At 53.8% G+C, this 12,213-nt stretch carries 11 protein-coding genes and 1 pseudogene; 8 read left to right on the top strand and 4 right to left on the bottom strand.

Features of this window, described 5'->3' with window-relative positions; translation table 11 throughout:
* Positions 1-586, bottom strand: a 586-nt coding sequence (locus BM315_RS18800; protein ID WP_141123976.1) for a transposase, incomplete at its 3' end; no start/stop codon positions are given.
* A 505-nt stretch (positions 587-1,091) separates the two neighbouring features.
* On the opposite strand from BM315_RS18800, the gene BM315_RS25060 reads away from it, so the two are divergent.
* The 8 genes from BM315_RS25060 to BM315_RS18755 all read left to right on the top strand — a co-directional run bounded on the left by BM315_RS25060 (position 1,092) and on the right by BM315_RS18755 (position 9,684).
* Entirely contained in the window at positions 1,092-1,421 is a 330-nt protein-coding gene (locus tag BM315_RS25060) for a hypothetical protein (protein ID WP_090504056.1), read from the top strand.
* A 73-nt stretch (positions 1,422-1,494) separates the two neighbouring features.
* Positions 1,495-2,463 carry a DUF932 domain-containing protein gene (locus tag BM315_RS18790; protein WP_090504054.1) on the top strand — a complete coding sequence of 323 codons (969 nt, stop codon included), beginning with the start codon at positions 1,495-1,497 and terminating at the stop codon, positions 2,461-2,463.
* A gap of 80 nt (positions 2,464-2,543) precedes the next feature.
* Entirely contained in the window at positions 2,544-3,548 is a 1,005-nt protein-coding gene (locus BM315_RS18785) for a YqaJ viral recombinase family nuclease (protein WP_090504051.1), read from the top strand.
* A gap of 80 nt (positions 3,549-3,628) precedes the next feature.
* The gene (locus BM315_RS18780; RefSeq protein WP_090504048.1) at positions 3,629-4,555 is read left to right on the top strand and encodes a recombination directionality factor; all 927 of its coding nucleotides are present in this window, start codon (positions 3,629-3,631) and stop codon (positions 4,553-4,555) included.
* A 47-nt stretch (positions 4,556-4,602) separates the two neighbouring features.
* A complete protein-coding gene (radC, locus tag BM315_RS18775) occupies positions 4,603-5,100 on the top strand; it encodes a RadC family protein (RefSeq protein ID WP_090504046.1) in 498 nt (165 codons plus the stop codon).
* A gap of 728 nt (positions 5,101-5,828) precedes the next feature.
* Entirely contained in the window at positions 5,829-6,848 is a 1,020-nt protein-coding gene (locus tag BM315_RS18765; RefSeq protein ID WP_090504042.1) for a DNA-methyltransferase, read from the top strand.
* 3 nt (positions 6,849-6,851) lie between these two features.
* Positions 6,852-8,429, top strand: coding sequence for an McrB family protein (locus BM315_RS18760; protein ID WP_090504039.1), 1,578 nt, complete (start codon positions 6,852-6,854; stop codon positions 8,427-8,429).
* 1 nt (position 8,430) lies between these two features.
* Entirely contained in the window at positions 8,431-9,684 is a 1,254-nt protein-coding gene (locus BM315_RS18755; RefSeq protein WP_170862259.1) for a 5-methylcytosine restriction system specificity protein McrC, read from the top strand.
* Positions 9,685-9,721: 37 nt separating this feature from the next.
* Here BM315_RS18755 and BM315_RS18750 read toward each other — a convergent pair whose 3' ends face one another.
* From BM315_RS18750 to BM315_RS18740, 3 genes and pseudogenes are all read right to left on the bottom strand, one after another.
* Positions 9,722-10,024: a hypothetical protein gene (locus BM315_RS18750; RefSeq protein ID WP_090504034.1), complete on the bottom strand. Its 303-nt coding sequence runs from the start codon at positions 10,022-10,024 to the stop codon at positions 9,722-9,724.
* Positions 10,025-10,253: 229 nt separating this feature from the next.
* Positions 10,254-11,327, bottom strand: a pseudogene (gene tnpC, locus BM315_RS18745) (IS66 family transposase); the annotation flags it as partial.
* Positions 11,270-12,175, bottom strand: coding sequence for a sterol desaturase family protein (locus BM315_RS18740; protein ID WP_090504030.1), 906 nt, complete (start codon positions 12,173-12,175; stop codon positions 11,270-11,272). The gene BM315_RS18740 and the pseudogene tnpC, both read right to left, overlap by 58 nt.
* Positions 12,176-12,213: the final 38 nt, after the last annotated feature.

Genomic DNA, 12,213 nt, shown 5'->3' with positions numbered 1-12,213 from the left:
CAGCCTCTGGCGCGGAGGCGCTAGGAATCTGTCGATCAGCCGCATCGAGCGCAGCCAAATAACGGCTGATGCTCGCCTCGATTTCTTCCATGCGCCGCTTCAGTTTGGCACTGGTGAAATTGCGGTCACGATTGTTCACTGCCTTGAATTTGCTGCCGTCGATGGCAACCAAGTTTTCGCCAAAAAAACCCAACTGCTGGCAGAGTAAAACGAACTGGCGGCAGACGCCGCGAATGGCCTTACTGTTGTCTTTTCGGAAGTTGGCGATGGTCTTGAAATCGGGCATCAAACGCCCGGTTAGCCACATGAGTTCGACGTTGCGCTGGGCTTCTCGCTCAAGACGTCGGCTCGATTGGATGCGGTTTAGGTAGCCGTAGATATAGATCTTCAGCAGGATCTCAGGGTGGTAGGCAGGTCTGCCTGTTTCGGCTGGAATGACGCCATCAAAATCCAGCTTGGCTAGGTCGAGTTCGTCGACGAAAACGTCGACCACACGTACCGGATTGGTATCGCTGACATAGTCGTCGAGGCTTTCGGGAAGCAAGGTGCTTTGACCTCGGTGTTCACCCTGGATAAACCGTTTCATGGGTTTCCCTTGCGATGAGATTCTCGGAAATCATAGCAAGGGTTTACCGGGACGTTTTTACACACTCTGGACCGAAAGCAGCCTGTTATGAATGGCCGCTACCTCCCCGTAGCAAGCTTTGGTCATCGGCAAAAATCGGCCAATTGCCGGCAAAGCACAGGCCTCGCACATCCATTGCGGCCTGAATGCGCCTCACGGGCGTTTGAGTCTGGCGCTGTAAGCTCAAATTCACCCTGACTACGCATAAACCTCAGCCAATTTGCAGTCCGGCAATGCTTGAGCTGCGCCCTCTCGCGCGACGCGGCGTAGCAGGTCGCAATTTTTAACCTGAATTTACAATAACTTAGTGCGAACTAAAAACTTGGAAGACTCCGCGGTTATCGACAGCCTGTCCGCCTGCTTGTTATCTCATTAAAAATAAATTCAAACCTATATCACTCGAATGAACGCTCAGCGATGAGTGGATCGTTAAGCACTTACGCGTGAAATAGAGAGGAATTTGCATATGTATACCCCATGCCCTTGCTGCAACTCAGGACGTGTCATAACGAAAAATATCGGCCGAACAACCGGGGGCGTCATCGGCTCTGTTGGTGGAGCCGCTAGCGGAGCTGCTGGTGCTTTGTCAGGTGCAGAAATCGGAGGGGCTCTGGGTGTTGTGGGCGGCCCCGTGGGCATAGCCCTCGGGAGTATTGCCGGCGCGATCCTTGGCGGGCTGTTTGGCGGTGCCGCGGGAGGATTAGCCGGAGCGACAATTGGCGAGCAACTCGATGAGCGCGTACTGAACAACTACGAATGCTTGGAATGCGGACACACATACAGCGTTAACAGCTGATCCAGCTAACCCATCCAGCCAGCATCGGCCCCACGATGTTGCGCTCTTCCCCCTTGAGCAGGAGCAACTCTTCATGGCCCATCTCGTCGAACAAATGGCTTACGTTGGCGCAGCCCCCTGGCACGGTCTGGGCAGCCACCTTTCACCCAAGCAACCGCTGGAAGTCTGGCAACGTGAAGCCGGTATGAACTGGCAGATCCAGCACAGCCCGGTGCACTTCAAAGCCGACACGGTTGGCAACCTGGGCACCATTCACTCCTTCCCGGAACAGAAGGTGCTGTTCCGCTCGGACACCAAGGCACCGCTGTCGGTAGTCTCCAGCCGCTACCAAATCGTGCAACCCGGGGAGGTGCTGGAGTTCTACCGCGACCTAACCGAAGTCTCCGGCTATGAGCTGGAAACGGCAGGTGTACTCAAGGGCGGCCGCAAGTTCTGGGCCTTGGCCCGTACAGGTCAATCGACCGCATTGAAGGGTAACGATCAGGTCAACGGCTACCTCCTGTTGGCGACATCCTGTGACGGCACCCTGGCCACTACCGCCACCCCAACCACCGTTCGCGTGGTCTGCAACAACACCCTGACCATCGCCCTGGATGGCACCACGCGAGCGATCAAGGTGCCGCACAACACCCGCTTCGATCCCAAGGCGGTGAAAAAGCAGCTCGGCATCGCCGTCTCGCAATGGGACGAGTTCATGTACCGCATGCGGGCGCTGGCCGAACGCAAGGTGCAATGGCATGAAGCCATGGGCTTCTTCATGAACGTGCTGTGCGAGGTCAGCCCGAACAGCCAACTGCCCGAGGTACTGCCCAACGAGCGGGCGCTGCGCAAGGTGCAGGCGCTGTACGAAGGGCAAGGCCGCGGAGCCAATCTGGAGTCGGCACGCGGTACCGCCTGGGGGCTGCTCAATGCCGTGACCGAGTACGTCGACCACGAACGCCGCGCCCGCAGCAACGAATACCGCATGGACTCGGCCTGGTTCGGCCAGGGTGCGCAGATCAAGCAACGCGCGCTGGATGCCGCCCTGCAGCTCGCCGCCTAACCCCCCTACTTCCTCACACCCAATCACGCCCGGTCAGCCTAGTGCTGCTCGGGCGTTTTTATGCCCGCAAGGTGACCGTTATGAAAGCCAAGAACCTGAATAGCAGCACCGTAAAACCTCGCCCGGCCCTGCGCCTGGTTAACACCAAAGAACTGCCGCGTGAAGACTGGCTGGCCGTGCGCAAGCAAGGTATCGGCAGTTCCGATGCAGCAGCGGCCGTCGGCCTCAATCCCTACAAGTCGCAACTGGAGCTGTGGCTGGAGAAAACCGGCCGCGATACCACGCTGCCCAAGCTGGATCCGCACGATGAGGAAAGCCCGGCGTACTGGGGCAATATCCTCGAACCCATCGTTGCCTGGCATTACAGCAAACGCACCAGCAACCGCGTGCGGCGCATCAACGCCGTGCTGCAGCACCCTGACCCTGAGTTGCCCTGGATGCTCGCCAACATCGACCGGGAGGTGATCGGTGCGGACGATGTGCAGATCCTCGAATGCAAAACCGCGGGCATAAACGGCGCACGCCTCTGGAAAGAAGGCGTACCCGAATATGTGCAATTGCAGGTCATGCACCAGCTGGCGGTTACCGGTAAGCAAGCCGCCGATGTAGCCGTATTGCTGGGTGGTCAGCACCTGGAGATCCATCACATCGAGCGGGATGAGCAGATGATTGCTCGCCTGATCGAGCTGGAGCGTACGTTCTGGGAGTACGTGGTAACCGACACTCCGCCGGCTGCCGATGGCTCCGCGTCAGCAGAAGCCGCCCTGCGCTGCCTTTACCCCGAGGACAACGGCCAGGTGATGGACTTCAGCTCCAATCCTGCCCTGTCGATTGCCTACGTGGAACTCAAATCAGTACGCAAGAACATTGCCCAGCAAGAACAACGCGAAGCCCAGCTCAAGCAAACCCTGCAACAGGCCATGGGCGAGGCCACCCGCGCGGAGTTCTCCAGCGGCTACATCAGCTGGAAGAAATCCAAGGACAGCGTCGGGCTGGACGTCGAGCGCATGCTCAAGGACAAGCCCTACCTGCAGGCTCGCTACCCCAAGGTCAAGGATGGCAGTCGCCGCTTCCTGATCGCCTGAACCAAGCCATCCACCCTCAAGCCACCCGGTTAGCTCGCTGACCCGGTGGCGTTTCTATTTTTAGATAAAGGAAAACCATCATGCTCAAAGGTCTGGTCATCACCCCGCCGGTGCTCGGGCGTATCTCCATCGGCAAGGTCGTCGAGAAAAACGGCAAACGCCTGCCGGAGAAAGACGATCAATTCACCATCACCTCGCAAGTCCAAGGTCGGGAAGGCTGGCTGCTGCACCCTCTCAACGACGAGCTGCGCCAGACGCAGGAAGACAAGCTGCGCAGCATCCCGATTCGCTTTCTGTTCAATGAGCCGGATCTCAACTTTCGCGCCGACTACACCCTGTTCGATCGCAACACGGGACGGCCGGTGTGCGTCGGCAACGGAGAAACCTGCAAACGGCAATGTGAGGATGGGGTCAAGTCCATGCCCTGTCCCTCGCCGGATGCCTGTCCGTTGGCCAAGGGGGGTGCCTGCAAGCCTTACGGGCGACTGAACGTGGTGATCGGCGACGATGACCCACTCGGCAGTTTCGTGTTCCGCACCACCGGCTTCAACAGCATCCGCACCCTGGCGGCACGTCTGCAGTACTTCCAAGCCATCTCCGGGAATCGGCTGGCGTGCTTACCCCTGGAGATGCGTCTACGCGGTAAGTCCACCCGGCAGAGCCACGGCACACCGATCTTCTACGTCGACATCACGGTGCGTGGCGGCCTTTCGCTGGAGGCAGCGCTGCTAGATGCACAGAAAACCGATGAGGTCCGTCGCAACGCGGGCTTCGATCAAGAAGCACTGGATCGTGCTGCACGACAGGGCTTCAACAACGGGGCATTCGAAGACAGCGAGGAAGATACCAGCGCCATCGTTGAAGAATTCTTCTCCGCTCCTGGAGAGGAGACCCGTACCGCCGCACCCACCATCAAGCCTTCAGGCTCGGCCCAACCCTCACTGGCGGAAAAGCTCGAATCCAAAGCCCTACAGGGCAGCAGCGGGCAACCTGGCCGCCCCCACTAACCCCTCCATCTTCATCACCCAACGCCTTCAACCTCAGGAGATTACTGATGAAATATCACAAGCTCAGGGCCGGTGAAGCGACCGGCACCTATGTCATGGAGTCGCCGGTTACGGAAGCCGACATTCTTCGCATGGCCCAACAGTTCGCCAGCAAGCGATTGGCCAAAGGCCGGCTGCTGGCCGATCCACAACACGTATTCAGCCACCTGCAAACACTGCTGCAGCACCACGAACACGAAATCTTTGCCCTGCTATTGCTCGACAACAAGCACCGGGTAATCGGCTTTCGTGAGTTGTTTCGGGGCACCCTGGACAGCGCCAGCGTGTATCCACGGGAGGTCGTCAAGATCGCCCTGGAGCACAACGCAGCGGCAGTGATCCTGGTTCACAACCATCCCTCTGGTGATCCGGAGCCCAGCAACGCTGACCGCCAGCTGACCACGACACTCAAGGACGCACTCAACATGGTCGGCACCAGGACACTGGACCATATCGTCGTTGGCAGCGAAGGCTGCGTGTCACTGGCAGAACGGGGATACCTGTAGGTAGCCGCTTATCTTCCATTCGCTATCCATCCGATGGTCTGCACCTGACCTAGGTCGGTGTAGCCATCGGCGTGGGGCCTCTGCAGCAGTTAATATCCAAATGTCATCCACTTACCTGATTAGTAAAGACCGAAGATCTTCAGCCCGGGTTTCATGCTCACCTGCATTGTTGGTCAGGTGTAACGCGAAATTGGCAACCTGGCGGCACCGTCACACTCAACCCAGAGCGGGAGCCACCGGCACCGAAAATAGCAGCTTAAAGACACGGCTGACGCGACAACTACCTTGCAAAACGCCGATCTGCCGAAGCCAGCTCCAGGCTGGGCTCACACCTCAAAAACCGGGTTGGCACACGCAATATCCTAGCTAGCTAGACTGATAAATTCACTCAGCCCTCTCCAAAGCGTGGATACACAAATGTGTATCCACGTGATAGCCTACGCCACATGTCACTAAAAAACTGTGGAATGCGGATTAGACTGGAGAAGGAACTGCGTGAAGCTTTCGTAGAAGCGTGCCGCGCCCAAAATATCTGTGCATCTGATGTTTTGAGAGATTTCATGCGCGCCTATACAGACAAGCACTATCACGGTCAGGCAGATCTATTTTCCAAGCAAAAAGATAAAGCCCATGAGTCCAGTTAGGTAGACCTATGCCCATCCTAACTATTTCGTGCGCAAAGCTTAGTTGCGGATCGGAGTATCTTAAATTCAATATTAGAGGTCGTAATGGACTTATTATCAACATCAGCTGAAACACTAGATGCCGCAATAGCTACAGCTCCTAGTTCACCTGGAATTATTGGCCGCTCAAGTTTCGTAACCAACAGCCACCATGTCGCCGGCCTCATTCATGGCGACTCCGCCACTGCGCTGAAAACGCTACCTAATGATACTTTCAATGTCGCGATAACTTCACCACCTTATTTTTGGGTGCGTGATTATGGGTACGATGGACAATTAGGCCACGAAGAGTCAGTAGAAACCTACATCAATAAACTGATGGAGGTTTTCGATGAAGTTAAGCGAACTCTCCACCCGGAGGGAATGTTCTTTCTCAACATCGGCGATACTTACTACTCTGGCAATGGACAACCTCACGGAAGTGATCCTAAGTGCTCATCTCGAAATTTTTTCCGGACCAAAATGCGGCCCGTGGATGCTAGCGGTTGGGATATTCCAAAAAAGAGCATGATCGGGATTCCCTGGAAGGTCGCCTTTGCGATGCAGGAGCGCGGCTGGACACTCAGAAGCGCTATTATTTGGAACCGCTGCAACGCTTTTGTTGAGCCTACTGCACGAGATAGGCCACATCGCCAGTATGAACATGTTTTCATGTTCACCAAAAGCAGATTTTATAGCTTTGACCGGTCCAAGCTAGTAGAGGAAGACGTCTGGAACATTCCGATTGAGCGCAGCCGCAGAGCGAAACATAACGCGGCATTCCCCTCGGAGCTGGTAAGAAGATGCATTGAAGTTGGTAGCCCTCCAGGGGGCCATGTCCTAGATCCGTTTGTGGGTAGCGGAACATCAATTTTTACGGCCATCGCGAATGACCGTAATGTAGTGGGTGTGGATATGAGTCCAGATTACGTCGACTACATTCAGTCTGCTCTAGAGGCTGACCGTCATAAAGATATTTCGTGGGAAAACTTGCTACAACGCGTTAAAACCCCCTCTGCAGCATGGGAGCTATGGGAAGGCAATAAGAAAAACTTTCGTAAGCCAGGAAAGCCTAAAACGGAGTAAGTTGTGAAATATTTTGACATATCTACAATTCGCGCAGCGATAGAGCACCTCCAACACTACAGTGCCAACTGGTTATTGCCTGCCTTTGTCTTTGCGGCCAATGACGTCGGAACCGAAGAACTTGTGGATATGTCAAAAAAAAGAGGTACCGATCAATTTTTAGATCGCTACTTCCACGGTGACCTTTTAGATTTGCCGCGCTTGGCAAAAGGTAATAGTTTGCTTCGGCCCAGGTTGCAGGGAGTGACCTGGGATCGAGGCGACTTTGCTGATGATTACATCATCCAGCAAGATACGAAAATGTGGGGCAATCTCTTCTCATCTCGGGGCTACCGTGAGATGCGACTTAAAGGATATATTGGTGGTGAGAAGAATCTGACGATTTTGACTGATACCTTTCAAGACAAATTTGAGGAGATGATACCCGACAGCTTTAGATTTGAATATTTCCTAATCTGGCTTTACGCGTTCCGTGGCTTTCCTGATGAAATTTCTTCATGGCAAGACTTATATGACTTTTTCTTGAGCAATGAATTACATCTGCAAGAATTTAAGGAAGCCTATCGGAGCCGATTTTGCATCAACATTCAACCAGTTGACTGGCCAGAACTACTCACTGAGCGGCCATCGAACGAAGATCTCTTAAATTCTTTGGCTCCAAAGTTAGTGTCATTCATAGCAGGAGCCACAACGGAAGCAGTTCCTTCTCAAGTAACTAACAGTCTAATTAGCTCTGACGACCCTGTATTCGCCGAAGTGCTTGGGGCAATTGATGCTGGGGAGAGCTATTCATTTCTTCTCACCGGACCTCCAGGCACAGGCAAAACACGTTACGCTCGACAGTTAGCGAATAAGCTAACAGAGGGCGACGAAAGCCAAACTCTATTCATGCAGTTTCACCCGGCTATTGGATATGATGACTTTGTGGAGGGCTTTCGGCCTGGCAAGTCAGACGATGGAAAAGGAATCCGTTATGATCTCGCCCCCCGCTTATTTTTAAGATTTGCCCAAGACGCCGCTAGAAATCCTGAAAAAAAATTTGTCGCTGTAATTGATGAGCTGAATCGTGGCGACGTAGCGAGAATATTTGGTGAAGTTTTAACATATCTAGAAGTGGATTATCGGGATGTAGAGTTCACTCTCCCTTTCTCAGGCGACAAGGCAAAGCTGCCAAGTAATCTTATTTTAATTTGTACTGCAAACCCTTACGATAGATCTGTTACTGACTTAGACGATGCTTTGCTTCGACGTTTTTGGGTAATAGAGGTCGAGCCAAACGAAGCAGCACTTCGATTGCATCTTCAGGAGCAAGGCGTTGATGTCGGCGTCATAAATAGAACGGCCCAAGCCTTCAACATATTCAATGCGAGTTTTCCAAACGGCTTCGGTCATTCAAACTTTCTTAAAGTCCGTTCTATTGAGGATCTTTCCTCCGTATGGAGTGGCCGTGTACGTCTACCGCTTAGACGCGCATTTATCCACGACACACCTCAATTCAATGCAGTTGCAGATTCAATAGAAGCTCTACTGCGGACTTCTGGCGACGCCGAGGGTGATGCTCTTAGGGAACAAGAGGTTTAACTTGTATTTGCCATCCATCAACCCACGCAGAGTCATAGAGCTTCATGAGCGAGAGGCAAGAATTTTTCCTCGCTCTGAGCTCTATGACATCCTTGGCCAGTCACTGCTTCTACCTGAAACTAGAGCCTTGTCCGCTATAGATCTCAGAGATGTTGCGACGGGCGTCGAACTTAGAGTGCTAGGCATCATTGGCTACTTGCCGCTCACGAAAAATCTAATCCTTCATCTCACCCCCAAATTTCCACTCAAAAACTTATGGGCGATGTTGGAAATTGCAGATGAGAAATATGAGCGGATACTTCCCGTCTTGAGGGCTTATGAAACCTCCGACTTGTCTGCGCCTCATCAGCTACTAGCAAAGAGCTTTTGTCATTACCTAAAAAATATTCTTACTACTGGTGTTGCCAGAGGTTATTACCAAGTCACCAGCAGAGGGCATTACAAACCAAAAGTTAACTTTGGCCGTACTGTCTCAACTTTTTTGTCTCGTGGAGACGAAGTAAATGTTGCATCAGATGCTTTTACATTCTCTACTGATTTATACCCAAATGGATTATTAAAGTCTGCCTGTCTAGCTTTTTTAAGAATTATTCCCATTTCAATAAAATGGGAGTCTGAAAGGCGCTTGCTAGCATCGGCTCTGAACGCATTAGACATGACAACTCCCCGGACCATGAAGCCAGGCGATCAGGAGCTGTCTTCGACACTTCCAATGTGGTTGCGCGACGGATATTACGGAGCGCTTACCGTTTTCTCAGTGCTTTTAGGCTTTACAAAGGTTGGGTTTTCATACAGCTCGTCAGGTAGTACGATGCCGTCTTTTTTGTTTTCGATGGATTTTATTTTTGAAAGCTACGTACGGAACTACATGCGAAATTGTTTGATCCCACAAAAAATTGCAGTTTTAGATGGCAATACGGGCAAAAACCAACGCCCACTTTTCATCGACAACAAACGCTTTCCGATCAAGCCGGATTTGATTTTTAGAAAGGACAAGTCGATCATCGCTCTGGGCGAGGTTAAATATAAACCGAGAATTGAAGAAAGTGATAGGTATCAGGTCATAAGTCACGTTATCGCCTCAAACTCACCTGTTGGAATATGGATATCACCTGCAACAAATGGAGATGCCGGGCTGGAGTACATCGGAGCAATAGCGAGCGGAGCAAAATTCTACCATTACAAACTAGATATTACAGGGGATATGGCATCCTCTAGCTCGGCAATGCTTGACGAAATCCTTTCTATAATCTAGGCCTCAACCAAGCGATATGGCTATAGGCAAGTATGGCCTATAGCCAGTGCTCTGGAATCTCTATGCCATAATTTTTAGCGACGGTTGTTAACGAACCCAAAATTTCCCCATGCTTCACCTTTTCGTGCGCTGTCCAACTCGCTCGCCCTGTCAACAGCACCTGAAGCTCGTCCAGGCGGTACATCCCTAACCGATGAAAGTTGCCCCAGCTTGGGATACCGAATAGATTGTAGATTACGACCGTGGCGTCACGCTCGCTTGCGAGACGCTTTTCACCGATCAAACGTTGTTCGGCGTCTTCTGCTTCATCGCGATCATCGTAGATATTGAGTAGTTTCATCTGCGGCACATGATTGATTGGATACGACTATTCTACCGAAAATGCAAACGAGGTTGTGCTTGCGAAGCGCCTTCGGGTACAAACAAAGAATTGGCCCGGCCGCAGAATAAAAAATCACCTTGATATCTAAACTGAAAACCCGCTCGGACGCCTGTAGTCCTCCACTGCACTCGGCAGATGAACGAAAGCGCTCCATAAACCCCACCTACCCAGCTCAGGCAGTTTGGTTTTAAATCGCCGTCACGTTCCAGGGCAGTAGCGCTTCATAGTCCTCGACAGTAGTGGCCTGGGGCAGGCGCTCGAGGATATGGCGCAGCCAGGCATACGGCTCTTTCCCGTTGGCCTTGGCGGTTTCCACCAGGCTGTAGAGTTGGGCGCTGGCGGTTGCGCCCTTGGGCGTGTCGCTGAACACCCAGTTTTTGCGGCCGATGACGAAGGGCCGGATGGCCCGCTCGGCGGCGTTGTTATCGATCGGCAGGTGGCCGGCCTCGATATAGCGTTCGAGCCGGCTCCAGTTGCTCGCCAGGTAGTTCACCGCCTTGCCCAGGGCATTCTGCGCGGTGACCTGCGGCTGGGTTTTCTCCAGCCAGGCCTTGAGCTGGGCGAGCAGCGGCAGGCTGTGCTGCTGACGGCCCTGATGGCGTTGCTCGGCACTGGCTTCCTTGAGGTCGCGCTCGATGCCGTACAGCTTGTTGATCAAGTTCAGCGCCACGTCGGCCCGCCCGGTTTTGCCCTTGGGCTGCACCTTCTGCGCTTCGACGAACTTGCGCCGCGCATGCGCCCAGCAGGCCAGACGCTCAACACCCGATTGTGCGGCCACCGCGTTGTAGCCGGCGTAGTCGTCGGTCATCAAATAACCGCGATAGCCGGCAAGCAGGCGCAGTGGTACCTCCTGCGCACGGCTGGTTGTGTAGTCGAAGAGGATCACCGGCTTGTCCGGCGGGCCGCCGGTTTGCACCCACATCCAGGATTGGCTGCTCGGATCGCGCCCCGGCTCTTTCAGCACCTGCACACGGGTTTCGTCGCAGTGGATCACCGGGCTGTCCAGTAGCTTGTCGCGCATCAGGTTGAGCAAGGGTTGCAGGTGCTCGCCGCACTGAACCACCCAGCGCGCCAAGGTCTGGCGGGGGATGTCGATGCCATGGCGGCTCAGTACCGTCTCGAAGCGATACAGCGGCAGGCCGTCGGCGTACTTGGTGGTCAGCAGCATGGCCAACACGCTGGGACTGGCCAGGCTTTTCTCGATCAGCTGCGGCGGCTTGTCGGCGGTAACCGGTGCCGCCTCGCAGCCCTTGCAGGCGTAGGTCTGAACGGCTCAACTAACTGATCTACATATCCGGTGGGGTAGCGCCGATCACGCAGGCCGACATCATTACTACCTGGTTGACTGGCACTGTCGTAGAAGGTTTTGAAGAGCAGATCCCACACCAGCAGGAACTCACCAAAATTAACTTGAGCATCCTCAAAGTCACGCTTGTGATGCCAGCGATGTGTTTCAGCAACACCGATAACGCGCCGCAACCACCCTAGCGAGTAGTCCAGATTTGAATGCTGGAAGGCCAAGTGCACGGTCAGTATCCCGAACCAGGTTGCCACCAATTCTGATGGAGTGCCCATCGCGAAAAGTACGAGCAATCCGGGGCCGGCCATGATTGCGGCATGAAGAGGATGCCGACGCTCCCCGTTCATCCAGTAGAGCCGCTCCGCACTGTGGTGGGGCTCGTGTAAATACCACAGCCAAGGTATGTGGTGACTGAGGCGGTGCATGGCATACAAACTCAGGTCCAAGATGGCTGCAACGATGAGCAGTTGTAACCAAAGAGGCAGCTCGGTGGGGAACCCGCTCAGTTCCGCAGGCACTAGGTCCCCCAAGCGCGATAGTAGGGTGGCAGTGAATTGGATGACCGACAAATTCACTACAAGGTGAATCAGGTCCGTCAGGGTATCGTCATGGTCGTCGAGCCAGTCCTGCCGAAACGGCTGAAGTCGCTCCAGGCCAGCTACGCAGGCGACACCCAAGGCCGCTAATATGGCTGTACTCGGCCAGTAAGGAATGTCTTGATAGAGCAGCCAGATCATCCCGGCCGATACGCCACCGAAAATGGCTGGATAACTAAACCAGCGAAGTAAAAACCTCGAAGTGCTGCCCATCGTGAATCCTCCATGCAGTAGGTTTCACTCTGAACTGT

Source organism: Pseudomonas borbori (genome assembly GCF_900115555.1).
Lineage (GTDB): Bacteria > Pseudomonadota > Gammaproteobacteria > Pseudomonadales > Pseudomonadaceae > Aquipseudomonas > Aquipseudomonas borbori.
This window is presented reverse-complemented; position numbering and strand designations above follow the sequence as displayed.